The sequence below is a fragment of the Hoeflea sp. Naph1 genome (assembly GCF_046837775.1).
GTDB lineage: Bacteria > Pseudomonadota > Alphaproteobacteria > Rhizobiales > Rhizobiaceae > Hoeflea.
In genome coordinates this window covers 2,361,460-2,386,476 of the sequence record NZ_CP177286.1, presented here as the reverse complement: position 1 = coordinate 2,386,476, position 25,017 = coordinate 2,361,460, and the positions used below count along the sequence as shown (strand labels likewise).

Below are 25,017 nucleotides of genomic sequence, written 5' to 3'. Positions count from 1 at the left end.
GGGGCCCAATGGCTTCGCCTGCATTGAATATTCCGAACATGTTGACTTACGCACGGATTCTCGCCGTTCCGCTGATCGTGCTGTGCTTTTTTGTCGAGGGCGAACTGCACGGATCGGATTTCGCGCGGTGGAGCGCGCTGGCGATCTTCATCGTGGCTTCAGTGACCGATTTCTTCGACGGCTATCTGGCCCGGATCTGGGACCAGACATCAACTATCGGCCGCATGCTCGATCCGATCGCCGACAAATTGCTGGTGGCCTCGGTGCTGCTGCTGATTGCCGCTGACGGCACCATTGCCGGCTGGTCGATCTGGGCAGCGATCATCATCCTGTGCCGCGAAATCCTGGTTTCGGGCTTGCGCGAATATCTCGCCGCATTGAAAGTATCGGTGCCGGTCACGCGGATCGCCAAATGGAAGACCACGCTGCAGATGGTGGCACTGGGCTTCCTGCTGGCTGGCCCCGCCGGCGACAAAGTGCTGCCCTACACGACCGAGATCGGCATCGGGTTGCTGTGGATCGCGGCGATCATTACCATTTACACCGGCTATGACTATTTCCGCGCCGGGTTGCGGCATGTGGTGGACCAATGAGCATCAAAATCGTCTATTTCGCCTGGGTGCGTGAGCGCCTTGGCAAGGGATCGGAAGAACTCGATCTGCCGGGTGGCGTCACCACCATCGGCCAGTTGATCGCCCATCTGGCGACGCTCGGCGAGGAATATGCCGAGGTCTTCGCGGTCCCCAAGGTCATCCGCGCGGCGATTGACGAGGAACACGCCGATCATGACGAAGCCATCGGTTCGGCGCGTGAGATCGCGCTGTTTCCGCCGATGACAGGTGGTTGAAATGGCCCCCGAGATCACCGTCCGGATCCAGGCCGAGGATTTTGATATCGCGGCGGAAATCGACCTGCTCACAAAGGGCCGCCCAGATATCGGCGCGGTGGCGAGTTTTATCGGCCTGTGCCGAGATGAAGGCGGGCGGCTGAAAAGTCTGGAACTGGAACATTATCCGGGCATGGCCGAGCGCGCGATCAGCGCCATTGCGCACCAGGCAGCAGAGCGGTTTTCGCTCAGCGGCGTTACCGCTATCCATCGCTATGGCAAGATTGCCCCGGGTGGCAACATCGTGCTGGTGCTGGCTTGCGCCAGCCACCGGCAGGCGGCGTTTGATGGCGCTGCGTTCCTGATGGACTATCTGAAAACCGACGCGCCGTTCTGGAAAAAAGAACATCTCATGGATGGCAGTGCTGGCGGTTGGGTGTCGGCGAAGGATGACGATGATGCTGCCAAGGCACGCTGGCAAAGCGGCCAGTGACCGGGACCATCAAGCTCGACGATAGCTGGAAGGCGGCTCTGTCGGAGGAACTGGCAAGTTCCTACATGGCCGATCTGCGATCTTTCCTGAAAACCGAGATGGCGGACGGCAAAGAGATCTTCCCGAAAGGTCCGGAAATTTTTGCCGCCCTCGACTTGACGCCACTTGACCGGGTCAAGATCGTCATCCTCGGGCAGGATCCCTATCACGGCGACGGTCAGGCGCACGGCCTGTGCTTCTCTGTCCAGCCGGGCGTCCGCACCCCGCCCTCGCTCAAGAACATTTACAAGGAACTTGCCGCCGACCTCGGTATCGCACCTGCCAGGCATGGAAACCTCGTCAGTTGGGCACAACAGGGTGTGTTGCTGCTCAACAGTGTGCTGACGGTGGAACGTGGCCTCGCCGCCTCGCATCGTGGCCGCGGCTGGGAGCATTTTACCGACGCGGTGATCGCCCGGGTCAACGAACTCAAGCATCCGGTGGTGTTTCTGCTCTGGGGCTCCTACGCTCAGAAGAAAGCCCAGTTCGTCGATGCCAGCCGCCATCTGGTGCTCAAGGCGCCGCACCCCTCACCGCTGTCAGCGCATACCGGTTTCCTCGGCTGCCGGCATTTTTCCCAGGCTAACGCCTTTCTTGAGAAAAATGGCATGGAGCCGGTTGACTGGCAACTGCCGGAGACACCCTGACCGGGCTGATAGGTAAGACCGGCCGTCTTGGGCAATGATGCTCCCTGCCCGCCCTCTCTGCCGGCGATCATGATTGCAGTCAATTCCCCCAGCCGCCCGAAAAACCGATCACGCTTGATCTGAGACAATTCATGCTTTTGCCAATCGTCCTATGACCAGAATGGTTGTGGTGATGGGTCCGACCTCATGATCCCGGCTGCGGATATGTGAGATTGGCAAAGGGGCCTTGGCAGTGAGAAATATCAAGCTTGTGTTCTGGGGCGTGCTGGCGCTCATCACCCTGCTCTGGATCGCAGCCGATCCGGCGGTGTTTGAGGCGCGCAGTGTTTTTGCGCTGCGCGGTTTCATGATGCAGTACAGCGGCCTGCTGGCGATCGGCGTCATGAGCATCGCCATGGTGCTGGCACTGCGACCGCGCTGGCCGGAGCAGAGGCTGGGCGGGCTCGACAAGATGTACCGGCTGCACAAATGGCTTGGCATTTCCGCGCTGATCTTTGCCGTCGTCCATTGGCTGTGGTCAGAGGCCCCGAAATGGGCGATCAACCTGGGACTGTTTACACGCCCGGAGCGCGGTGAAAAGCCGGTTCTGGTCAACCCGATAGAACAATTCCTGTCGGGCTTGCGCCACCCCGCCGAAGGCCTGGGCGAGTGGGCCTTTTATGCCGTTGTGCTGCTGATTGCCGTCGCGCTGATCAAGCTCATTCCCTACAGGCTGTTCTTCAAGACACACCGCTTGCTGGCCGTAGCCTATCTGGTGCTAGCATTCCACGCTGTGGTGCTGACGTCATTTGACTACTGGATGACGCCGCTCGGGATCGTTCTGGCGCTTATGCTGGCGTCGGGCATTTATGCGGCGGTGGTGGTGCTGTTCAGACGGGTTGCGCACGGGCGCCAGGTGGAGGGCGAGATTGTCGAACTCACCAGCTTTCCCGGCGTGCGGGTGCTCGAAAGCCGGATCAAGCTGCAACCCGGCTGGCCCGGTCACCAGCCCGGCCAGTTCGCCTTTGCCACCTCGGACGGTCAGGAAGGCGCCCACCCCTACACCATCGCCTCGGCATGGGACCCGGCAAATCCGGAAATCACCTTCATCGTCAAGGCGCTGGGTGACCACACAAAGCGGCTCGCCGAGACGCTGCGCATTGGCCAGAAGGTCAAGGTCGAAGGTCCCTATGGCTGTTTCACCTTCGATGACAACGCCCCGCGACAGATCTGGATCGGTGGCGGCATCGGCATCACGCCTTTCATTTCGCGTATGAAACACCTTGCCCATCAACGCAAACAGACACCAGATGCTGCCCGGCAAGTCATCGATCTGTTTCATACCACGGCTGATCTCGACGAGGCGGCGCTGGCGCGGCTTGCCGCCGATGCCGTAGACGCCGATGTGCGCCTGCATATCCTGGTCGACGCCAAGGACGGCAAACTCAGCGGCGACCGCATTCGCGCAGAAGTCCCGGACTGGCGCAACGCCAGTTTCTGGTTCTGCGGTCCGGTCGGGTTCGGCGATGCGCTTCGCGCCGACTTCGCCGCTCAAGGTCTGGATATCAACGCGAAGTTTCACCAGGAACTGTTCGGCATGCGGTGAAGGCTTCTACCGAAAATACGTACGAAAAAGGCGGCCCCGGAGGCCGCCTTTTGCTTTTGGATCAGGCGCACCGGCAAACCGGTTGCGCTGTAGTAGGCTTCAGCCGACGATTTCGGTGCCGGCGAACCAGTAGGCGATTTCTTCGGCGGCTGTTTCCGGCGCATCCGAGCCGTGGACCGAGTTTTCGCCGATCGACAGCGCAAAGGTCTTGCGGATGGTGCCTTCAGCCGCGTCGGCCGGGTTGGTGGCGCCCATGATTTCGCGGTTCTTGAGAATGGCGTTCTCGCCTTCGAGAACCTGAACAACGGTCGGGCCGGAGGTCATGCCATCAACGAGTTCGCCAAAGAACGGGCGTTCCTTGTGCACGGCGTAGAAACCTTCGGCTTCGCGGGTGCTCATCCAGACGCGCTTGGAAGCAACGACGCGCAGGCCATTGTCTTCAAAAATCTTGGTGATGGCGCCGGTGAGGTTGCGCTTGGTGGCGTCGGGCTTGATCATCGAGAAAGTGCGTTCAATCGCCATTGTGGTCTGTCCTGTCATTTGGTTGTTGTCACGAGACTTGAGCCCGGCGTTTGCCTGCGCAAGAAAATCGGTGCGAAAATCCGAGCTGAAGCTGGTCTGGCCCGGAGTTGGCGCCTAAATAGCCGCATGCCCGAATATCCGCAAGGGGCGTCAAGAGCATCATGCCCTGCCCTGCGGCGCCGCCCGAGCACCCGGCACACCCTGGATCAATCGTCAATTCATCGTGGAATTGTAACATGGCCGGTGCTGTGGCCACTTTCGGAGTTGCCGCTGCTGCCGGCGCTCTGCGGGCTTCAGCTTGATGCCTCTCAGCTCAAAGCCGGAACCGACCGGCCAAGGCCATCATGCAGATCGAGACAGCGTTCGAACCAGTCAAAGACCGGATCGTCCTCCTCCAGCAGCTTGGCCGATGAGATGACCCGGGCCCATTGCAGGGCGCCAAAGACAATGTAATCGGCAAACAGCGGCGATGACCCGCCGATCCACGGCTGCGCCTTGAGCGTCAGGCGCAATGGCATGAGTTTGGCGGAGAAGCCGGCGATTGCGGCCTCGCGGCCTTCCACGATCTGTTCCAGCGTCTTGCCCATACGGGCTTCTCGCGACTGGCGAAAATAGGCCTGATCTTCCGGCTCCAGCACGTCATGGATATCCTTCATCACGATGCCGGCCAAGGCCGTGTGCAAGGTCGAATTGGACCAGGACTCGATGAACCGCGCCATCGCCTGTCCGCCCTCTCCGCCAAACAGAGACGGTCGGTCGGGATAGGTTTGTTCCAGATAATCGGCGATCAGAAAGCTGTCGGCGACAACCTTGGTGCCATCACGGACCACCGGCACGATCTTGGAGATACCGCCCTCGACCTCGGGAACCTTTGTAAAACAGACATTGTTGCGTTCGAAATCCAGTCCCTTGTGGGCCAGCGCCATGGCCACCTTCCAGCAATGCGGGCTGAATGGGCGCGCCGGATCGGCGCCAATGAGATCATGAAAGATGATGGACATTAATTGCACTCTTTGGGAATGGTGAGATTATCGAAATCCGGAAGAAATCATGGATCCGGGAACTGATCAACGCTCATTGCCGAAAGCAATCCCAATTTTCGCTCCATCACTTCAAAATCCCGGTCCTTATGTAAAAGCGGCACTGCGCTTTCGATACACCAGGTAGCAATAATGACATCCACCGTCCCGCGCGGCGTAATCCCCGATCGCCGCAATTTGCGATAATTGGCTGCAGCCTTCGGCGCGATCAAAGGACCGCAGAGTGTTTCAACCGGCAGGTCAGCAAAGGCCCGTTGCAGGCGTCTCACATCGGCGTCATGTTTTGGCCCCTGTAGCAGTTCAACCAGAATAAGATCACCGACCAGCAACCTGCCGGCATCGGTGATGTCCTTCAGGCGGTCAACATGTGCCGATTTGCGCCCTGAGAAGAAATCGATCCAGACGGAAGTGTCGACGAGGATCACTGCTCACCACGCAACGTGGCGATTGAACCTTCCCATTCAATCGCACCTTCGAGCTTCAAAATAGCCTGGGCGGCACGCTTGCGCAGCAACTGATCGCGCAAGGCATCATCAACTACTTGGCGCTTGGTTTTCCGGCCCGTCAGTTTCATCAATTCAGCTACCAACTCATCGTCTATTTCGATATTTGTGCGCATGACAATTTCCGATGTGTATATTTTTGAGCATTATACACATGCAGAACTCGGCTCGCAAACCGCTTGCCCCTTGCCATTTATCCAAAATGCAGCCAGAAGCGCGGCCATGCTTACGATTACAGACCTTTCCGCACGCATTGCCGGGCGCCTTTTGATTGACAATGCCTCGCTGGCGCTGCCTGCGGGCATCAAGGCCGGGCTTGTCGGGCCCAATGGCGCGGGCAAATCAACGCTGTTCAAGATCATCACCGGCGAAATGGCGACAGAGACCGGCCATACCTCGATTCCGAAAAACACCCGGATCGGCCAGGTGGCGCAGGAAGCGCCGGCCGAGGACACCGCGCTGGTCGAGATCGTGCTGCGCGCCGATCTCGAGCGCACCAAGCTGATGAAGGAAGCGGAGACTGCGACCGATCCCAATCGCATCGCCGAGATCCAGACCCGGCTGGTTGATATCGATGCGCATTCGGCAGAAGCCCGCGCCTCGTCGATTCTGGCGGGTCTCGGCTTCGACCAGGAAGCCCAGCAACGCCCGGCGTCGAGCTTTTCGGGCGGCTGGCGCATGCGCGTGGCGCTGGCCTCGGTATTGTTTGCCGAACCAGACCTGCTGCTGCTGGACGAGCCGACCAACTACCTCGACCTCGAAGGCACGTTGTGGCTTGAGGAATATATCCGCCGCTATCCGCACACCGTGCTGATCATCAGCCATGACCGCGATCTCTTGAACACCGCGGCCAACGCCATCGTCCATCTCGACCAGAAGAAGCTGACGTTTTACCGAGGCGGCTTCGACCAGTTCGAGCGGCAGAAGGCCGAGCGCGACGAGCACCAGATGAAGGCGCGCGAAAAGAGCCTCGCCGCGCGCAAGCACATGGAAGAATTTGTCGAGCGCTTCCGCGCCAAGGCCTCGAAGGCGCGGCAGGCGCAATCGCGGCTCAAGGCGCTCGAACGTATGGGTACGGTCGACGCGGTAGTGGAGAACAATGTCAGCGGTTTCTCGTTTCCGCGTCCCGATCGCGGCGTCGCCTCGCCTATCATAGCTATTGAAGGTGGCTCGGTCGGCTATACGCCGGGCGAACCTATCCTGACCCGGTTGGACCTCAGAATTGATGCCGATGACCGCATCGCGCTGCTGGGCTCCAACGGTAACGGCAAATCCACCTTCGCCAAATTCATCGCCGGTCGGCTGCAGGCCGAAGCCGGCCTGATCCGCACCGCGCCAGCACTCAAGACCGGATTTTTCGCCCAGCATCAGATGGACGACCTCATTCCTGAAGAATCCGCCGTAGCGCATGTGCGCGCCTTGATGCCGGATGCGCAGGAAGCCAGGGTTCGCGCCCGGGTGGCGCAGATGGGCCTGAAGCAGGACAAGATGAACACCCCGGCCAAGGATCTGTCGGGGGGCGAGAAAGCGCGGCTGCTGATGGGGCTGTCGGCGTTCCATGCGCCCAACCTTATGATTCTCGATGAGCCGACCAACCATCTGGATATCGACAGCCGCGCGGCGCTGATCCGCGCGCTCAATGATTTCCCCGGCGCGGTCATCCTGATTTCCCATGACCGGCATCTGATCGAGGCCACGGTCGACCGTCTGTGGATCGTCAAGGACGGCACCGTGTCTCCGTTTGAGGGCGACCTTGAGGACTACCGCCAGGAAGTGGTCGGCGGCGGCAAGCAGAGTTCGAAATCAAGCGGTAGCGGCCAATCCAAGGCCGAGAAGCGGCGCGAGGCCGCCGAGCGCCGCGCCGCTGGTGCCCCGATCCACAAGAAGATCAAGGATATCGAGGCCTTGGTGGAGCGGCTTGGCAAACAGATTCAGGCGATCGACACCGAGCTTGCCGACCCCGATCTGCATACCAAGGCCGCCTACAAGGTACCGCAACTGTCCAAGAAGCGTGCCGAACGGCAAGCCGAACTGACCAAGGCGGAAGCCGACTGGCTGGAACTGACAAGCCAGGTGGATGATCCCGACGCGGCAGAATAAATCTGCCGCCACGCGGATTCGCGAGTGGTTGCCGTCAAACCGGCGAACCCGGTACCCGGGCCGGATATTCGCAGCACGGTCGGACGCGAGATTTCTGATAGGCAGCCATCATCTGCCCTGCCCGCATGGGTGCAAGAATCGATTGATTCCGCCATTGCAGCGATACAAGACCCTGCCGCCACGGCGTGGCTTGACGCACATCAAGCAATACTCGCCATTGCCGTGCTAGCAAGGTCCAAACGATAGGACTTGCAGATGCCTCCTTCCAAATCAGAAATCGAAGCAATCGTCAAAACCGCTGACAAGGGATCACCACTTCGGCGCAGACTGATCTGGGGTCTGGTGCTGCTCATTGCGGCCATCGGGGTATGGTACTGGTGGAGTGCAGCCTCAAAACAGAGCCTGCCGGTATATGTGACCGAGGCTGTCGAACGGACCGATATCATCGTCCAGGTAACGGCAACCGGAACGGTGGAACCCACCAACCAGGTTGAAATCTCGAGCGAATTGTCCGGAACCGTCCGCTCGGTGGAAGCCGACTACAATGATCTGGTCACCAAAGGTCAGATCCTGGCGCGACTGGACACCGACAAGCTTGAGGCCAATGTCGAACTCAGCCAGGCCTCGTTGACGGCCACCCAGGCCCGCCTGGCCGAAGCGACCGCGACACTGAATGAAACAAAAGACAATTATGACCGCGCGGTGCTGCTTGAAAAGAAAAATGTCACCACGCTCGAGGGCTTGCTCAAGGCGAAAGCGGCCTATGACCGGGCCAAGGCGGCGCTGAAGAGCGCGGAAGCCGACATTCGCGTGGCCGAGGCCAATCTGAAGATCAATCAGGCCAATCTCGAGAAGGCCTGTATCTGCTCTTCCATTGATGGCGTCGTGCTCGACCGCAATGTCGAGGTCGGACAGATCGTTGCCTCGTCGTTGCAAGCACCGGTGCTGTTCACGTTGGCGGCCGATCTGACGAGCATGCAGTTGCAGGTAGATATCGACGAGGCGGACATCGGCAAGGTCAAGGTTGGAGACAAGGCGATGTTTACGGTCGAGGCCTACCAGGGCCGCACCTTCCCCGCCGCCATTTCCGAATTGCGGTACGCACCCAGGACCGTCGATGGCGTGGTGACCTACGAAGCAATCCTGTCGATCGACAATTCCGACATGCTGCTGCGCCCCGGCATGACGGCGACCGCAGACATCACGGTTGCCGAAATCAAGGACACACTGGCGATTACCAACGCCGCGCTGCGGTTCGCGCCCCCCGTGCAAGCAGAGGAAACGGGCGGCACCGGGTTGCTGGGGATATTGTTCAAGGGCGGACGGCCCGGCCCGGCAGCCACCACACCGAAATCGGCCAGTGACGGAAGTCGCCAGATCTGGATCTTGAAGAATGGCCAAGCCACAGCCGTCGATATCGTGCCGGGTGAAACCGACGGAACCAGGACCGAAGTCCGCGAAGGAGACCTGAACGAGGGCGATCTGGTGATTACCGATCAGACCACCGAATGACGAGAAACCGTCCCCCCGCCACGGATACGTCCGAGACAATGCCGCTGATCAGACTTCGGGGCATCACCAAGATCTACGGAAGCGGGGATGCGGAAGTCCGGGCGTTGCGGGGCATCGACATGGATATTCATGGCGGTGAATTCGTCGCGATCATGGGCCCCAGCGGGTCGGGCAAGTCGACCGCCATGAACATAATGGGGTTTCTCGACAAGCCGACAAGCGGCACCTATCTGTTTGGCGGCGCCGAGGTTGACAATCTGGGGCGCGACCAGTTGGCGCTGTTGCGCCGCAATTTCCTGGGCTTTGTTTTCCAGGGTTACAATCTTCTGGCCCGGACATCGGCGCTCGACAATGTCGAACTGCCGCTGATTTACCAGGGCATGGCCGGGACCAAGCGGCGTCAATTGGCGCGTGAGGCACTTGCCAAGGTCGGACTGAAGGGCCGCGAGGACCATGACCCCTCCCAGCTTTCGGGCGGGCAGCAACAGCGCGTGGCGATCGCCCGCGCCATTGTCACCAATCCGGACGTGATCCTGGCCGACGAGCCCACGGGGAACCTCGACACCGCCCGCAGCCGCGAAATCATGGACCTGCTGACCAACCTCAACCGCACCGACGGCATCACCATCCTGATGGTCACTCATGAGCCCGACATGGCGGAATATGCCGACCGGCTGGTTCATTTTGTCGATGGCCTGATCGAATCGGACACGCGCAACGAGAAGGTTACGACCGATGCTCTATGAAGCAGTGCGGCTGGCCTTGCAGGCCATCTTGAGAAACGCATTCCGGTCCTTCCTGACGGTTTTGGGGATCGTCATCGGCGTCGCCGCGGTCATTGCCATGGTTACTGTCGGACAGGGCTCCACCGAGCAGGTGCAGGCCGATGTATCGACGCTCGGCACCAATTTGCTGATGATCCGTCCCGGGCAGCCATCGCAAGGTCCGGGTTCGGGCGTCGGTGGCTCTGCGGCGAGCCTCACGCTGAAGGACGTCGAGGCCATCGAGCAGCAGATCACCAGCGTTGTGGTTGCAACGCCCAGCAATTCGCGGTCGATGACAACGATTTTTGGTAATGTGAACTACTCGACCACCGTGACCGGCACCGACAACCGCTTTCTCACAGCCCGCGATTGGGGGCTTGCAAGCGGCCGTTCGTTTTACGAAAGCGAACTGCGGACCGGGTCCTCGGCCTGTATCCTGGGCGATACCGTGCGGCAGAAACTGTTCGGAAATGGCGATCCGCTCGGCGCCAACATCCGGCTCAAGCAGATTTCCTGCCGGGTTATTGGCACGCTTGAGGTCAAGGGAGCATCCAGTTTCGGCACCGATCAGGATGACATTGTGCTGATTCCGATCCGGGCCTTCATGCGTCGAATTTCCGGTAGCCAGGATGTGTCGATGATCTACGCTTCTATCCGGGACGGCATTTCCACGGACAAGGCCAAGGCAGACATCGAGAGCCTGATGCGCGAGCGCCGGAGGATCGGCCCCTTCGAGGAAGATGATTTCAATGTCTTCGACATGAAACAGATCAGCTCGATGCTGACCGGCATCACCAGCGTGCTGACTGGTCTGCTCTCCGCCGTTGCTGCCGTCAGCCTGCTGGTCGGCGGTATCGGCATCATGAACATCATGCTGGTCTCGGTCACCGAGCGCACCCGTGAGATCGGCATCCGCCTGGCGGTCGGCGCGACCGAGCGGCAGGTGCTGCTGCAGTTTCTGGTCGAGGCCACGGTGTTGTCGCTGATCGGCGGATTGATCGGCATTATGCTGGGGCTGGCCCTCGGTCTGCTGGGCGCGCGGATGCTGTCTGTGCCGTTCGCACCCTCGGCAAGCATTGTGCTGGCGGCCTTCGTGTTTTCAGCGATAGTGGGAATTGTGTTTGGCTATTTCCCCGCCCGCCGGGCCGCGCGAATGGACCCGATCGAGGCGCTGCGCCATCAATAGCGGCAGACCCGTGCGGCAAAGGCCACGCGATTGAGTTCTGTTACGCCTTCTTCTCCCAGCGCCGGTCCTCGGTCTGCTGCCAGTAGGTCAGCGTATGACCGGCCGTTTTGAGGCTGCGCCATTGGCCGCGCGCAGCCTCGAGCTGGCTCTGGTCGTGGCCGTCAAACATCATCACCAGTCGCTCGACGTCGTCGAGCGCGGGAATTTCCGCGCCATCAACGACAAACCGCACGGTCGCTGCATTCGCCGCCTCGGCACCAAGTGTCAGCAGTACCGGCTGACGCTCGGCATGCGGTGCCTGATCGCCGCCATGAGGCAGAAAGCTGTCTTCCCGGAAGGTCCACAAATGGGCGTCAAGCGCTGCGCGGCGCTCCTCGCTGCCCAGATGCACCGAGACGCGCCAGCCACGCTCGAGACTTTTCTCGAGCAATGGCGGCAGCGCGTCTTCGAGCCGCGATTCGGTCAGATGGTAAAACAGCACCTCGGCCACGCTGGCAGGTCCCCTCAGTTTTCGTAGTTGGCGCGCACCAGCTCATCGAGCAGCCGCACACCAAAGCCCGATGCCCAGGACTGGTTGATGTCGGTGGCGGGCGAACCCATCGCCGTGCCGGCGATATCGAGATGGGCCCAAGGCGTGTCCTTGACAAAGCGCTTGAGGAACTGGGCGGCGGTGATCGATCCGGCGTGGCGGCCGCCGGTGTTCTTCATGTCAGCGAATCTGGAATCGATCATCTTGTCATACTTCTCGCCAAGCGGCATCCGCCAGACCCGCTCCTCGGTCACCTCGCCAGCCTTGGTCAACGCCGCCGACAGATCGTCATCATTGGAGAACAAGCCGGCATGATGCTGACCCAGAGCCACCAATACGGCGCCGGTCAGCGTCGCCAGATTGACCATGATCGCCGGCTTGAAGCGTTCCTGACAATAGGTAAGCGCATCGCACAGCACCAGACGGCCTTCGGCATCGGTATTGATGATCTCGATGGTCTGGCCGGACATCGAGCGAACGATGTCGCCGGGACGCTGGGCAGCGCCATCGGGCATGTTTTCGACAAGCCCGATGATGCCGATGGCGTTGACCTTGGCCTTGCGCGCGGCCAGCGTGTGCATCAGGCCGGTGACGGCTGCGGCCCCACCCATGTCGCCCTTCATGTCTTCCATGCCGCCGGACGGCTTGATGGAAATGCCACCGGTATCAAACACCACGCCCTTGCCGACAAAGGCAACGGGCTGATCCTTGGCCTTGCCACCCTGCCAGCGCATGATGGCCAGGCGCGGCGGCCGCGGCGAGCCCAACGAGACGCCGAGCAGCGCTTCCATCTTGAGCTTTTTCATTTCCTTCTCGGTCAGGATCTCGACTTCCACGCCAAGCGCTTCGAGTTCCTTGGCGCGGGCCGCAAATTCCACAGGGCCCAGCACATTGGCGGGCTCATTGACCAGATTGCGCGCCAGCATCACCCCATCGGCAACCGCCTGGCGGCTGACAAAGGCTTTCTTGCAGGCGGATGCATCGCCGTGCTGGAATACCACCTTGACCTTGCGGTCGCGCGTGTCTTCTTCATCAGGCTTCTTGGTCTTGTAGGTATCGAAGGCGTAGGCACGCATCATGAGGCCGAGCGCCATGTCGGCGGCTGCATCGGCCGAAGGTGTTCCCTCCTCGCCCAGCAGAACTGTCACCTTGTCGACCTTGCGGATCAGCGTGCAAATCTTGCCGCCTATCCGCATCCAGTCATGTGCAGTCAGCTTTTCTGGCTCGCCCATGCCCACCAGCGCGATCCGGTCGGCGTCCGAACCAGCCGGCGCAAGAATATCGACGGTGGTAAATGTCTTTCCGGTAAAACCTGCCACCTTGACGGCCTTGTCGAGCTGACCGGCAGGATCCATCGTGCGGGCCGTAGCGGCGACAGGTTCGGCGGCAGAGCCTAGGGCAACTACCAGTCCGCCTGATACTTTCACAGATTTGGAAAAACTGACTTCGAGACTCAGCGACATGACGGCTCCAATGGATTTTCAAGCGATTTGGTGTGGGACGCGATCTTGGCGTTTTCATGCGCGAAGGCAAGAGTAATCGGTCCGTTGCGGGTGCGCGTGCAGCATTGCATTTGCGACACAACGCTGCAAGAAACGGTTAACCGTGTTTGTTTGCCGCAGATTATCCATTTTGCGGTTTTATGGGGCTGGTCCATAGGTCGGTTCATCCGATCCCGTCATTCCCGTGTCCGCGCGGTTCATGCCGCTCCGGAAAGGCGCGATGAAGCAAATCGAACGTTACATATTGCGGCGCATGGCGTCCTTGACCTTCTGGTCACTGACTGCGGCGACGCTGCTGGTGATGACCACACAGGTCTTGATCCGCGTCGATGTGCTGACCACGACGGGACAGGCTTTCGGTGCGTTCATGATGCTTGCTGGCACGCTCGTGCCGTCGGTAGTTTCGATTGTCGCGCCCTTTGCGCTTCTGATCGGTGTTGGCCAGGTGTTGTCAGGCATGAACGCCGATAGCGAACTGGTGGTCATCGAAGCCGCGGGCGTCCGGCCCGTAACTGTCTTGAAACCGGTACTGGTGCTCTCCGTCGCGGTGTCTATTCTGGTGCTGCTGGTGGCGAATTTTGTCGAGCCATGGTCAAACCGCAAGCTTTATGACGTGCTGGCGCAAGCGCAATCCGATCTGTTTTCGGTGGCGGTCCGGTCCGGGACCTTCATGCAGCTTGAAGACGGTCTTTATGTCCAGGTCAATGAAAAGCTGCGTGGCGGCGTGTTGGGCGGGATCTTTCTTTCCGATACACGAACCAAAGGCACCGAGGCGATCTACTACGCCAAGAGCGGGGTCATCAAATCCAACGGTGATACCGACATCCTGTTCCTGATGGACGGGGAATTGCAGCAGCGCGACCTGTCCAACGACCAGATTTCAATCGTTACCTTCACCTCCTACGCGCTCGACATGGCCGCATTCGTACCTGCCGGCGGCTCATCGGCGCGCAGACCGAAGGAGCAGCCGACCTCGTATCTGCTAAGCCCACCCAAGGATGATCACTTTTTCAAGGAAGTCCCCTTCCTCTTCAAGGAGGAACTGGTGCAGCGATTCGCGAGCTGGATGTATCCACTGGCTTTCGGCCTGATCTCGTTCACCTTTCTCGGCAAGGCACGGTCCAACCGGCATGAACAGTTCCAGAATGGGGCGATCGTCGCGGGCCTCGCCCTGACGGCCCGCGGGTTTGGCTTTTACAGCGGTGACGAAGCCGGCACCAATGTCGTCATGGAGCTTTTGTCCTATGCCGTGCCGGCAGGCTTTATCGTGGTTTTCGGGCTATTGGCGCTGACCGGGAAGTCGTTGACCATTCCGAGAGCCTGGGCGCGTTTCAATGAGCGGATGCTCGAAACCATCAATTCCCGCGTTGTCCGCTGGCGTGGCGGTAGCAGTGGCGGGCAATCGGCATGAGTATGCTCTGGTCGACCCTGTCGCGCTATTTCTTCCGGCGCTATGTTTTCACTTTCCTGACCTATTGCCTGGCGATCCTGCTGGTGATCCTGCTTGTCGATTTCAATGAATCGGCGCGGCGCCTGTCGGCTGCGGCCAACTATACGCTGTCGACAGGCCTGTTGATTTCTGCCCTGCGCGTGCCGACGATACTGCAAACAGCGATTCCCTTCGTGGTGCTGATCGCGTCGATCGCGACGCTTCTGCAACTCAACCGCAAATACGAGTTGGTGGTCACCCGCGCGGCCGGAATTTCGGCCTGGCAATTCCTGACCCCGCTGATTGCTGCAAATCTGCTGATCGGCGTTGTCGCCGTCGTAGGGCTCAACACGCTCGCCGCCTCGGCACTGCAGCTGGCCGAGAACATCGTTGTTGAACGCAATTTGGGAGCGCAGCAGACTTCCGGCAAGACACCGTGGCTGCGGCAACGCACCGAATTCGGCGACACGGTGGTGGGTGCTCGCGCAAGTGCGGCCGACGGCACCAAGCTGTCCGGCGCCACGTTCTTTCTTTTTGACGAGAATCAACGGATCAAGGAACGGCTTGAAGCCGAAAGTGCGGTGCTGGGTGACGGCGAATGGGTGCTGACGAATGTGAAGGTCATTCGCAGCTCACAGCCGATGGAGCGATTGGATACGGTAACTGTGCCGACCACACTGAAGGCCGAATTCGTTGGCGAATCACTCACTTCGCCCGAAACTGTGCCGTTCTTCGAGTTACGCTCCAAGATTGCTACAGCAAAATCTTTCGGCCTTTCCGCCACCAGTTACGAGATGCAATTTCACCGTTTGCTGGCGCAGCCGGCGCTTTTGGCGGCGATGACGCTGATCGCGGCGATGGTGTCACTGAAATTTGTGCGCTTTGGACAGTCTTTAACGGTCATTCTGGGTGGAATCCTAGCTGGCTTCGTGCTTTATGTCGTTTCCGAGTTGATCCAGGCGTTCGCCAATGCGGGAACCGTCCCGCCTGTGGTGGCTGCTTGGCTTCCGGTTTTGGTTGCGGCGGCATTGGGGACGACAGTGCTTCTCCACAAGGAGGATGGTTAGTGACGGGTGTGCGCCGGTCTAGAGTTCATGCGTTCGCCAGCGCTCTGTGCGCGGGTGCGGCTGTGTGCGCGATTTTTGCATTCGCGGCACCCGAGGCTTCGGCGCAATCGCCATCTGGTGGCGACTTCACCATACCGGCAGACCAGAAAATGCTGCTGGCCGCCGACGAGCTGATTTACAACAACGACACCGGCCTCGTGGTGGCAAGCGGTGGCGTGCAGATTGATTACGGCTCTTACAAGCTGGTCGCCGACCGGGTTGAATACGATCAGACTACTGGTCGCATGAAGGCAATCGGTTCGGTCGAGATGGTCGAACCCGATGGCAACAAGATCTATGCCGACAATCTTGATGTGACCGATGATTTTGCCAATGGCTTTATCAATGCACTCAGGGTCGAGACACCCGACAAGACCTACATTGCCGCCGAGAGCGCTGAACGCAGCGATGGGCGTCAAACCACCTTCAACAGTGGCGTTTACACTGCGTGCGAGCCCTGCGAGGAAAATCCCGAGCGGGCGCCTGTCTGGCAGATCAGGGCCAAACGGGTAATTCAGGACGGTGAAACCAAGACGATCCGCCTGATACGGCCGACCTTCGAATTGTTCGGCCTGCCGATCGCGATGCTGCCCTATCTCGAGATTCCGGATCACAACACCAAACGCAAGACCGGCTTTCTGGCGCCCAGCTACCGCAGTTCCGACACGCTCGGTTACGGGTTGACGGTGCCCTACTATGTTGTGATTTCGCCGTATATGGACGCGACACTGACCGGCACCGCCTATTCCAAGCAGGGCTTTCTGGGGGAAGTAGAATTCAGGCAGAAATTCGCTAACGGGTCGCACACGCTGCGTATGGCAGGAATTTCACAGACCGGGCAGGACGAATTCACGGCCAACACCTCCGACGCTCTTGTACAGGAACGCGGCATGATCGCGTCGAAGGGCGCGTTCAGGATCAACCCACGCTGGACCTTTGGTTGGGACGTGATGGCCCAGACCGACAACAATTTCTCTCGGACTTATGGGATAGAAGGTTATAACGCGAGCACCGTGCAATCGGCAGTTTACCTGACGGGCCAGTCAAACCGTAGCTATTTCGATCTGCGCGGCTACCGGTTCGACAAACAGGATGCCGACGAAACCAATGCAACCGAACGCATGCAGGCCTTCGTCCACCCCTCGCTCGATTATAGTCGCACATTCTCCGATCCGATCGCCGGTGGCGAACTGGCGCTTAACGTCAATGGCTATTCACTGTCGCGTAAAGCTAACGACATCGGCGTACGGGCGGGTCCGGACCGCTACAGGGGATTTGCTGGAGACAATGCGAGGCTAAGCGCTGAACTGGAATGGAAGAAAACGGTGACCGTTGGCAACGGCCTGCGGCTGACACCGATCCTGGCCGCCCGTGGGGATCTCAACTCGGTCAATGTCGAGACCGCGCCGACCGATTATGACGGTGTCTTTGCCGGCAATGGTTCGCATGCCCGCGGCATGGTGACTGCCGGGCTTGAAGCCAGTTACCCGGTGTTGGTGAGCACTGCCACCTCCAGCCATGTGTTTGAGCCAATCGCCCAGATTTTCGTCCGCCCCGACGAGCAGCTTGCCGGTGGCATTCCCAATGAGGACGCGCAGAGTTTCGTGTTTGACGCGACCTCGTTGTTCGAGCGCGATAAGTTTTCCGGTTTCGACCGGACCGAGGGTGGCACTCGCGCCAATGTCGGCCTGCGTTACACCGGCAATTTCGACAATGGCCTGAAGACCCAGGCCGCGGTCGGACAATCCTATCACCTGGCGGGGCTCAATTCGTTCGCCACGCCGGATCTGGCGCAGGCCACACGTAATTCGGGGCTTGATCAGGACGTATCGGATTTCGTTGGCATGGTCGGGCTGTCAACGGCAAACGGCCTGTCACTGGCTGCCTCGGCACGGTTCGACAAGGATGATTTCCGCGCCGAACGCACCGATGTGCGGGCCGGTTACTCCAGGGACAGATTTAAGACCAGCATCACTTATACCGAAATCAAGGCGCCACGGCCAAATCTGTTGAGCGAACTGGACCGGAGCGAAGTCACCGGCTACGTCTCGCTCAAGCTTCACGAAAACTGGAGCGTTGCCGCCTCGACCAGCTATGATCTAACCGACGAAAAATTCAACCGTCAGGCATTCGGGGTACTGTATGCCGACGAATGCATCGCGCTGTCACTTTCCTACGAAGAAATCCGCGACGATTATGACACCGAGGCGCGCGACTGGAAGATTGGCGCACGACTGAGCTTCCGAACCCTGGGCGGTATCGACGGTGGAAACGATACGACCCCATTGCTGAAGGCAGATTTCTAGGACATGCCACGCTGTGGCGCGGTCCACCTGGTGACGCGGCAAAGGCGCTGTACCAACCAGATGTAATCTTGCTTGTGCCGGCAGTCGCTGGCACAACCGTCGGGAGGGCCCGCGGCGGGGATAGTCAGCGCCTCGTTTTCGCCGCATGACAGATGCATTTACGGGCGGCTTCGGATTTGCAAGACTGATCTTGACGGATCTGCCTGAAACAAAGGACCTGAAAGCATGCACTTTCCCGCGATCACCCGCTTCACTGGCCTGTTGCTTGTGGCCACCATGGCTTTTTGCTTCGCACCTATCTCGACGCCCACAGCCCGGGCCGCCAGCGAAATCAAGATCGTGGTCAATAACCAGGCCATCACCAGCGTCGATATTGCGCGCCGAGTGGCGTTCTTGAAGTTGCAGCGCACTGGTGGCAACCTCGCCCAGAAGGCACGGGAGCAACTGGTCGAGGAGGCCCTCAAGTATCAGGAGGCTGCCCGTATTCGCGCGCTTGTCTCCGATGCCCAGGTCCAAGCCTCTTTCGAGAGGTTTGCCGCTTCCAACAAGCTGTCGACCAAACAACTTACCCAGGTTCTCAACCAAGCCGGTGTCACCCCCAAGCACTTCAAGAACTTCATCCGCATTCAGATGAGCTGGCCACGCGTCATCCAAGCTGCGACCGGCAGCAGCGGCGGCATGACACCGCAGGATCTGGTATCGAAGATGCTCGAGCGCGGCGACGACAAACCGTCGACCACCGAGTATATCCTTCAGCAGGTAATTTTCGTGGTTCCCGCCAGCAAGCGCTCCAAGTCGACGCTCAATGCACGCAAGCGCGAAGCTGATCAGTTGCGGGGCCGCTATCAGGGCTGTGACAATGCTGCTGCCCAGATTACCGGTCTGCGCGACGTGACGCTGCGCCAGCTCGGCCGCATCATGCAGCCGCAACTGCCGCCGGATTGGAAGCCACTGATCGAAAAGACCAAGGTGGGAAAAGCCACATCAACGCGCATTACCGATCGCGGCGTCGAGTTCATTGTTGTCTGCTCGGCCAAGACGGTTACCGATGACAAGGCCGCAGAACTGGTCTTCCGCGCCGAAAACGAAGGCAGCGGCGATAGCGAAGAGGCCAAGAAGTTCCTCGCCGATCTGCGCAAACGCGCCGTCATCGCCAACAAGTAAGGGGCCGTCGGTGATCAATCGGAATAGCAACGCCCTGGCTCTGACCATGGGCGATCCCGCCGGTATTGGTCCCGATGTGACGCTTGCCGCCTGGCGCGATCGGGTTGCTCTTGGGCTGCCGGCGTTCTTTTTGATCGGCGATCTGCAGATGCTCAAAGCAAGGGCAAAGCTTGTCGGCCTCGATATTCCGATCACTGAGGCTACACCGGAGACTGCCGCCTCCCTCTTCGCCACCGCCCTGCCCGTGCTGCCGCTCGAATTGGCGAAGCCGGTTCGCCCCGGCCAACCTGATCCGGACAACGGCGCCACGGTGATCGAAGCGATCCGGCTGGCGGTGGAATTGACGCTTGCCGGCCACGCCCGCGGAATCGTTACCAATCCGATCGCCAAATCAGTGCTTTATGCCGCAGGGTTCGGATTTCCCGGCCATACCGAATATTTGGCGCATCTGTCCGGAGAGGCGCTTGGCAAGGCCGTCACCCCGGTGATGCTGCTTGCGGGGCCGCATCTGCGCGTCGCCCCTGTCACCATTCATATTCCGCTCCAGGATGTACCCTCTGCGCTGACCACCGAGGCCATCATCGAGACGGCACGGATCATGGCCTCTGATCTCGCCAGTCGTTTCGGCCTGCGTGCGCCACGGATCGCCATTTCCGGGCTCAACCCGCATGCCGGCGAGGACGGAGCACTTGGCAAGGAAGACATCGAGATTGTCGCGCCCGCCATTGCGGCATTGCAGGCCGAAGGTATCGATGCGTTCGGTCCGCTGCCAGCCGACACCATGTTTCACGCCGAGGCGCGCGCCGGCTATGACGCGGCGCTATGCATGTATCATGATCAGGCGTTGATCCCCGCCAAGACACTGGGGTTCCATGATTCGGTCAATGTCACACTGGGATTACCGTTCATCCGCACCTCGCCCGACCATGGAACTGCGTTTTCGCTTGCCGGAACCGGCACCGCGCGCGCCGACAGCCTTGTGGCGGCGATCAAGCTTGCGGGCACGATGGCCGACACAGAAGCCCGCCGCACGTCGAGTGCCGTCTAATGGCACTGGCGCATGATGGATTGCCTGCACTGCGCGATGTCGTGGCCACCCACGGTCTGGCCCCCAAAAAAGCTCTAGGCCAGAATTTCCTGTTCGATCTCAACCTGACGGCGAAGATTGCCCGGTCTGCGGGGCCGCTTGAAGGTTTCACCATCTTCGAGATCGGCCCAGGTCCCGGCGGGTTGACGCGAGCGCTGCTTGCCCAGGGCGCGGACCGTGTGGTGGTGATCGAACGCGATCCCCGCTGCCTGCCGATTCTGGCCGAGATCTCCGAGTACTATCCCGGACGGCTGGAGGTGGTGGAAGGCGACGCGCTGAAGGTTGATCTGGCAGCGCTGGCGGGTGGCGCGCCGGCAAAGATTGTCGCCAACCTGCCCTACAATGTCGGCACCCAATTGCTGATCAACTGGCTGACCGCCAATCCCGAGGCCCCGTTCTGGCAATCGATGACATTGATGTTCCAGAAGGAAGTCGGTCAGCGCATCATCGCCACGCCGGGCTCCAATCATTACGGCCGGCTCGGCGTGCTGGCGGGGTGGCTGACCATGGCCGACATCCTGTTTGACGTGCCGCCGCAAGCCTTCACGCCGCCCCCCAAGGTGACATCCAGCGTGGTGCAGCTTGTGCCACGCGCGAGTCGCCTGCCCTGCGAACTGTCCAAGCTCGAACACGTCACCCAGGCTGCGTTCGGTCAGCGGCGCAAGATGCTCCGGCAAAGCCTCAAACCGCTGGGTGGCGAGGCGTTGCTCACAAAGGTTGGCATCGATCCGGCGCGGCGTGCAGAAACGCTGAGTATCGAGGAATTCTGCACGCTCGCCAACGCACTGTGAAAGCGCGGGAGACAACCGCCTGTACCGACGGTTGCCCTTGATCCGGGACGGGGCCTGATCTGTATCGCGGACCTAAGTTTAAAACTCTTCCCAGTTGTCCTGCGCTACCGCGGCATTGCCATGGCTCTGGTAAGCCCTTTCAAGCTTTTGCGTAAGCTTTCGCGCCGGCGATGTCAGCCCGGCAACCGGCGCCGAACCTGCCTGCTCGGTTGCGTGGCTGGTCTTGAAGCCGGCAATCATCCGCGCGATGCGGTCGACCTCGTCGACCAAAACATGGCTCGAAGCGCTGGATTCCTCCACCATGGCCGCGTTCTGCTGGGTGTTTTGGTCCATCATGTTGACCGCGGTGTTGATTTCGGTGAGTGCGGTGGCCTGTTCCTGGCTGGACTTGACGATGGTGACAATGTTGGCGTTGATCTCATTGACCTCAGCGACAATCTCGTTGAGAGACTTACCGGTCTCGCCCACAAGTGCCACGCCATTCTTGACCTGATCGCCTGAATTAGTAATCAGCGTCTTGATCTCCTTGGCCGCACTCGCCGATCTTTGCGCCAGTTCACGGACCTCCTGGGCCACCACGGCAAAGCCTTTGCCTGCATCTCCGGCGCGCGCCGCCTCGACGCCAGCATTGAGCGCCAGCAGGTTGGTCTGGAAGGCGATGTCGTCGATCACGCCGATGATGTTGGAAATCTCTCCGGAGGATTGTTCGATGATTCCCATCGCCTCCACTGCGCGACCGACCACCTCGCCGGCCTTCTCGGCGCCGAGCTTGGCACGTGTAACGATCTGGCCGGCCTCTTCGGCGCGGTCGCTGGTGTCCTTGACGGTGGTGGTGATCTGTTCCAGCGCGGCGGCCGTTTCCTCAACTGACGCAGCCTGCTGCTCGGTCCGCTTGGAAAGGTCGTCAACCGACGCCATAATCGAATTGGCGCCGTCATTGATCTGCGAGGCACCAGCGCCGATATCGCCGATGGTGGCGGATAATTGCTCCAGCGCGTTGTTGAAATTGTCACGCAGCGCTTGATAGGCGTCGGGCAAATCATCATTGATCCGGTAGGACAGATCCTTGTTGACGATCGCGCTCATCGCCTTGCCAAAGCAATCGTTGACCAATTCCCTTTCCTTGGCGATGGCTTCCTGCTGCGCCTTCTGCTTGGCGATTTCTGCTTCCTCGATATAAACCGAGATCGCCAGATCCATGTCGAGGAACACGGCTTTTACCAGGCTGCCGAGCGCTTCGCCGAGCCTGTCGGGGCTCATGCCCTTGTTCGACAGCAGGCCACGCTTGGGTGCTGTTTCCATAATGATACAGTTTATAAGGTGGTCGAGAACGATGGCGTAACCGCCCATGTACCATCGTGGCTCAAGTCCAATTTTCGCATGAACCTGGCCGATGATCCGGACTTTTTGAACAAATTCCTCACTAAAGTCGCCATTCGCGATGTTTTTCCAGTGACCTTCCTGGCCGGACTTGGCGCGTCCGATATGCTCTTCCGAGGAGAAGAAACGCTTGACCCTCGGGGTCTGGCGCAACTGATCATAAAACCGGTCGAGGCCATTGGGCAGCTCGCGGTCGACGATGGCTTTCAGGCTGCGGATTGCGGCACAGCCATCGTCATCGAGTTGCAGGAACTCCAGGCGAGCGGCGATATCTTGGTCCGGCGTGCTAGGCTGGTGTGTCTCTCCATCTGGCCGCGATAGCTGCTGCATGTTTAAATCTCCACCCACATTATTTTGAAGCCGTTATTCTTTCAGCCTCCGACCCCCTAAAATTTCCGGGGCCTTCATTAGGTAAAAATGAGACTCTAGTGTTGACGATTGGTTAACGCAGTCCAAACGGGGCGGAACATTGCTCCATATTCAGGCTCGTAAACTTGCCAGAATTGGGCACACATATTTGAATTTAATGATTTTTTCGAACCAACCAGAATCAGAACTACGAACATATTCCGCCGCACGTCATTACTCTTCCGGTCCCAATATTCCGCTCTTTTGATCGTCTGATATCAGGCTAGTGCCGGAAAAACGGCGGTTTTCTTGACTGTGCCGTAGACAATGCTGGTATCGATCGAGGCAATGCCGCCGATGCCGTGAATGCGATTGCGGATAAAATCCTCGTAATGGTCGAGCCCGGCCACCACCACCCTCAGCAGATAATCTGCCGGGCCGGTCATCAAATGGCATTCCAGCACCTCGTCGAGAGCCCTGATGCGGTCCTCAAACACCTTGATGTGGTCACCGGTATGGCGCTCGAGGCGAATGCGGATGAACACCGTCATCGGCAAGCCGTAGGCCTTGGCGTCGACATCGACGCTGTAACCGCGAATGACGCCACTATCCTCGAGAATGCGCAGCCGGCGCAGACAGGGCGACGGCGACAGGTTGACCTCCGCAGCCAGGTCCTGATTGGTGATCCGGCCGTTCGTCTGCAGAGCGCGGATAATCTGACGGTCCTTGCTATCCATATCACTGTTCCTTGGCATATTCTGCCACTAAATGCATCTGTGACGGCATGATTAGCAATCAAATGCCGCTTGAGAAAGGGTAATATTGTTTCATATCAGCAAGGAGCAATGTCATGAGCACCAGCAGCAAGAGCTTTTCCACCCGCGCCATCCACCATGGTTACAATCCGCTCGACAATGAGGGTGCGTTGACGCCGCCGCTGCATCTGACCTCGACCTTTGCATTTGAAAGCGCTGAAGCCGGCGGCGAGATGTTTGCCGGCGAGCGGCCCGGCCATGTCTATTCGCGCATTTCCAATCCGACACTCGATCTTCTGGAGCGCCGCATCGCCGTGCTCGAAGGTGGCGAAGCAGGCCTCGCGCTGGCGTCCGGCATGGGCGCAATCACGGCGGCACTGTGGACGCTGTTGGCGCCGGGTGACGAGATCATCGTCGACAAGACGCTCTATGGCTGCACGTTTGCCTTCATGCGCCACGGGCTGGCCAAGTTCGGCATCAAAGTCACCCACGTCGACATGACCGACCCCGACAAGCTGACAGCGGCGATGTCGGACCAAACCAAAGTGATCTATTTCGAAACGCCGGCCAATCCGAACATGCGGCTGGTCGATATTGCGGCAATTTCTGAGATCGCCCACAAGGATGGCGCCACGGTTGTCGTCGATAACACCTATGCCACGCCGTACCTCACCCGGCCGATTGAACTGGGTGCCGATATCGTCGTGCATTCGGCCACCAAATATCTTGGCGGCCATGGCGATGTGGTGGCGGGACTGCTGGTGGGGACAGCCGAACAGGTGGCTGCTATCCGCCTGTTTGGCATGAAGGACATGACCGGCGCAGTCATGGCCCCGTTCAACGCCATGCTGGTGCTGCGCGGATTGAAGACGCTGGCGCTCAGGATGGACCGCCATTGCGCCAATGCACAGTTGGTGGCCGAAATGCTGGAAGCCAGCCCGGGCGTGGCGACGGTCTACTATCCCGGCCTCGCAAGCTTTGCCCAGCATGATCTTGCCAAGCGGCAGATGCCGGGGTTCGGCGGCATGATCGCCTTTGAACTTGATGGCGGGATCGACGCCGGCCGGCGTTTGATGAACCGGTTGTCGATGATCGGCCGTGCGGTATCGCTCGGCGATGCGGAATCGCTGATCCAGCACCCGGCGAGCATGACGCATTCGACCTACACCGCCGAGGAACGCGCCGAATACGGCATTTCCGACGGGCTGATCCGCCTCTCGGTCGGTCTGGAAGATGTCGACGACATTATCGCCGATCTGCATCAGGCGCTGGCCGCGGACCCGGTCCGCGCTGTCGCCTAGCCGCTTGAAAGTCATGTGCCAAAAGGGCGACGCTGCAGGATCAGGGTATCCGCGCCGGTGTCGCCCTGACGCGGCGCAGCGGGATCGAGGATTCTATTGCAG

At 59.7% G+C, this 25,017-nt stretch carries 24 protein-coding genes; 16 read left to right on the top strand and 8 right to left on the bottom strand.

Going from position 1 to position 25,017, the window contains the following annotated elements:
• Positions 1–8: 8 nt before the first annotated feature.
• From pgsA to ACK6D9_RS11265, 5 genes are all read left to right on the top strand, one after another.
• Positions 9–593, top strand: a complete 585-nt coding sequence (pgsA, locus tag ACK6D9_RS11285; RefSeq protein WP_322989539.1) for a CDP-diacylglycerol--glycerol-3-phosphate 3-phosphatidyltransferase — start codon at positions 9–11, stop codon at positions 591–593.
• Entirely contained in the window at positions 590–847 is a 258-nt protein-coding gene (moaD, locus tag ACK6D9_RS11280) for a molybdopterin converting factor subunit 1 (protein ID WP_412048596.1), read from the top strand. The genes pgsA and moaD overlap by 4 nt, the downstream gene beginning before the upstream one ends.
• Before the next feature lies 1 nt (position 848).
• Positions 849–1,319: a molybdenum cofactor biosynthesis protein MoaE gene (locus tag ACK6D9_RS11275; RefSeq protein WP_412048595.1), complete on the top strand. Its 471-nt coding sequence runs from the start codon at positions 849–851 to the stop codon at positions 1,317–1,319.
• Entirely contained in the window at positions 1,316–2,005 is a 690-nt protein-coding gene (gene ung / locus ACK6D9_RS11270) for a uracil-DNA glycosylase (protein ID WP_412048594.1), read from the top strand. The genes ACK6D9_RS11275 and ung overlap by 4 nt, the downstream gene beginning before the upstream one ends.
• Before the next feature lie 232 nt (positions 2,006–2,237).
• Positions 2,238–3,590: a ferric reductase-like transmembrane domain-containing protein gene (locus ACK6D9_RS11265; protein ID WP_412048593.1), complete on the top strand. Its 1,353-nt coding sequence runs from the start codon at positions 2,238–2,240 to the stop codon at positions 3,588–3,590.
• Between the two features lie 99 nt (positions 3,591–3,689).
• On the opposite strand, the gene ndk is transcribed toward ACK6D9_RS11265, so the two are convergent.
• The 4 genes from ndk to ACK6D9_RS11245 all read right to left on the bottom strand — a co-directional run bounded on the left by ndk (position 3,690) and on the right by ACK6D9_RS11245 (position 5,771).
• The gene (ndk, locus tag ACK6D9_RS11260) at positions 3,690–4,112 is read right to left on the bottom strand and encodes a nucleoside-diphosphate kinase (RefSeq protein WP_267652090.1); all 423 of its coding nucleotides are present in this window, start codon (positions 4,110–4,112) and stop codon (positions 3,690–3,692) included.
• A 308-nt stretch (positions 4,113–4,420) separates the two neighbouring features.
• Positions 4,421–5,113 (bottom strand): glutathione S-transferase family protein, encoded by a 693-nt coding sequence (locus ACK6D9_RS11255; protein WP_322989544.1) that lies wholly within the window; start codon positions 5,111–5,113, stop codon positions 4,421–4,423.
• A gap of 47 nt (positions 5,114–5,160) precedes the next feature.
• A complete protein-coding gene (locus ACK6D9_RS11250; protein WP_412048592.1) occupies positions 5,161–5,577 on the bottom strand; it encodes a PIN domain nuclease in 417 nt (138 codons plus the stop codon).
• A complete protein-coding gene (locus tag ACK6D9_RS11245; RefSeq protein WP_267652087.1) occupies positions 5,574–5,771 on the bottom strand; it encodes a type II toxin-antitoxin system VapB family antitoxin in 198 nt (65 codons plus the stop codon). Before ACK6D9_RS11245 ends, ACK6D9_RS11250 begins: the two co-directional genes overlap by 4 nt.
• A 106-nt stretch (positions 5,772–5,877) precedes the next feature.
• Here ACK6D9_RS11245 and ACK6D9_RS11240 point away from each other — a divergent pair, with 106 nt between their 5' ends.
• The 4 genes from ACK6D9_RS11240 (at position 5,878) to ACK6D9_RS11225 (ending at position 11,217) form a co-directional block, all read left to right on the top strand.
• Complete coding sequence (locus ACK6D9_RS11240; protein ID WP_412048591.1) at positions 5,878–7,755, top strand: ABC-F family ATP-binding cassette domain-containing protein; 1,878 nt, start codon at positions 5,878–5,880, stop codon at positions 7,753–7,755.
• Between the two features lie 255 nt (positions 7,756–8,010).
• A complete protein-coding gene (locus ACK6D9_RS11235) occupies positions 8,011–9,267 on the top strand; it encodes an efflux RND transporter periplasmic adaptor subunit (protein ID WP_412048590.1) in 1,257 nt (418 codons plus the stop codon).
• 38 nt (positions 9,268–9,305) lie between these two features.
• Positions 9,306–10,013 carry an ABC transporter ATP-binding protein gene (locus ACK6D9_RS11230; protein ID WP_412048589.1) on the top strand — a complete coding sequence of 236 codons (708 nt, stop codon included), beginning with the start codon at positions 9,306–9,308 and terminating at the stop codon, positions 10,011–10,013.
• Complete coding sequence (locus ACK6D9_RS11225) at positions 10,003–11,217, top strand: ABC transporter permease (protein ID WP_412048588.1); 1,215 nt, start codon at positions 10,003–10,005, stop codon at positions 11,215–11,217. The genes ACK6D9_RS11230 and ACK6D9_RS11225 overlap by 11 nt, the downstream gene beginning before the upstream one ends.
• Before the next feature lie 40 nt (positions 11,218–11,257).
• On the opposite strand, the gene ACK6D9_RS11220 is transcribed toward ACK6D9_RS11225, so the two are convergent.
• Positions 11,258–11,707, bottom strand: a complete 450-nt coding sequence (locus tag ACK6D9_RS11220) for a DNA polymerase III subunit chi (RefSeq protein ID WP_412048587.1) — start codon at positions 11,705–11,707, stop codon at positions 11,258–11,260.
• 14 nt (positions 11,708–11,721) lie between these two features.
• Entirely contained in the window at positions 11,722–13,209 is a 1,488-nt protein-coding gene (locus ACK6D9_RS11215; protein ID WP_412048586.1) for a leucyl aminopeptidase, read from the bottom strand.
• A 259-nt stretch (positions 13,210–13,468) separates the two neighbouring features.
• Here ACK6D9_RS11215 and ACK6D9_RS11210 point away from each other — a divergent pair, with 259 nt between their 5' ends.
• The 6 genes from ACK6D9_RS11210 (at position 13,469) to rsmA (ending at position 21,131) form a co-directional block, all read left to right on the top strand.
• Positions 13,469–14,659: an LptF/LptG family permease gene (locus ACK6D9_RS11210; RefSeq protein ID WP_412048585.1), complete on the top strand. Its 1,191-nt coding sequence runs from the start codon at positions 13,469–13,471 to the stop codon at positions 14,657–14,659.
• A gap of 2 nt (positions 14,660–14,661) precedes the next feature.
• On the top strand, positions 14,662–15,744 hold the full coding sequence (lptG, locus tag ACK6D9_RS11205) for an LPS export ABC transporter permease LptG (RefSeq protein ID WP_412051795.1): 1,083 nt from the start codon (positions 14,662–14,664) through the stop codon (positions 15,742–15,744).
• A gap of 8 nt (positions 15,745–15,752) precedes the next feature.
• Positions 15,753–18,089 carry an LPS-assembly protein LptD gene (locus tag ACK6D9_RS11200; RefSeq protein ID WP_412051794.1) on the top strand — a complete coding sequence of 779 codons (2,337 nt, stop codon included), beginning with the start codon at positions 15,753–15,755 and terminating at the stop codon, positions 18,087–18,089.
• A 225-nt stretch (positions 18,090–18,314) separates the two neighbouring features.
• Complete coding sequence (locus tag ACK6D9_RS11195; protein ID WP_412048584.1) at positions 18,315–19,253, top strand: SurA N-terminal domain-containing protein; 939 nt, start codon at positions 18,315–18,317, stop codon at positions 19,251–19,253.
• 13 nt (positions 19,254–19,266) lie between these two features.
• Positions 19,267–20,301 carry a 4-hydroxythreonine-4-phosphate dehydrogenase PdxA gene (pdxA, locus tag ACK6D9_RS11190; protein ID WP_412051793.1) on the top strand — a complete coding sequence of 345 codons (1,035 nt, stop codon included), beginning with the start codon at positions 19,267–19,269 and terminating at the stop codon, positions 20,299–20,301.
• Positions 20,301–21,131, top strand: coding sequence for a 16S rRNA (adenine(1518)-N(6)/adenine(1519)-N(6))-dimethyltransferase RsmA (rsmA, locus tag ACK6D9_RS11185; RefSeq protein WP_322990497.1), 831 nt, complete (start codon positions 20,301–20,303; stop codon positions 21,129–21,131). Before pdxA ends, rsmA begins: the two co-directional genes overlap by 1 nt.
• A gap of 78 nt (positions 21,132–21,209) precedes the next feature.
• On the opposite strand, the gene ACK6D9_RS11180 is transcribed toward rsmA, so the two are convergent.
• Positions 21,210–22,841 carry a methyl-accepting chemotaxis protein gene (locus ACK6D9_RS11180; RefSeq protein WP_412048583.1) on the bottom strand — a complete coding sequence of 544 codons (1,632 nt, stop codon included), beginning with the start codon at positions 22,839–22,841 and terminating at the stop codon, positions 21,210–21,212.
• Between the two features lie 296 nt (positions 22,842–23,137).
• The gene (locus ACK6D9_RS11175; RefSeq protein ID WP_412048582.1) at positions 23,138–23,596 is read right to left on the bottom strand and encodes an Lrp/AsnC family transcriptional regulator; all 459 of its coding nucleotides are present in this window, start codon (positions 23,594–23,596) and stop codon (positions 23,138–23,140) included.
• Between the two features lie 113 nt (positions 23,597–23,709).
• On the opposite strand from ACK6D9_RS11175, the gene ACK6D9_RS11170 reads away from it, so the two are divergent.
• On the top strand, positions 23,710–24,915 hold the full coding sequence (locus ACK6D9_RS11170) for a methionine gamma-lyase (protein WP_322990760.1): 1,206 nt from the start codon (positions 23,710–23,712) through the stop codon (positions 24,913–24,915).
• Positions 24,916–25,017: the final 102 nt, after the last annotated feature.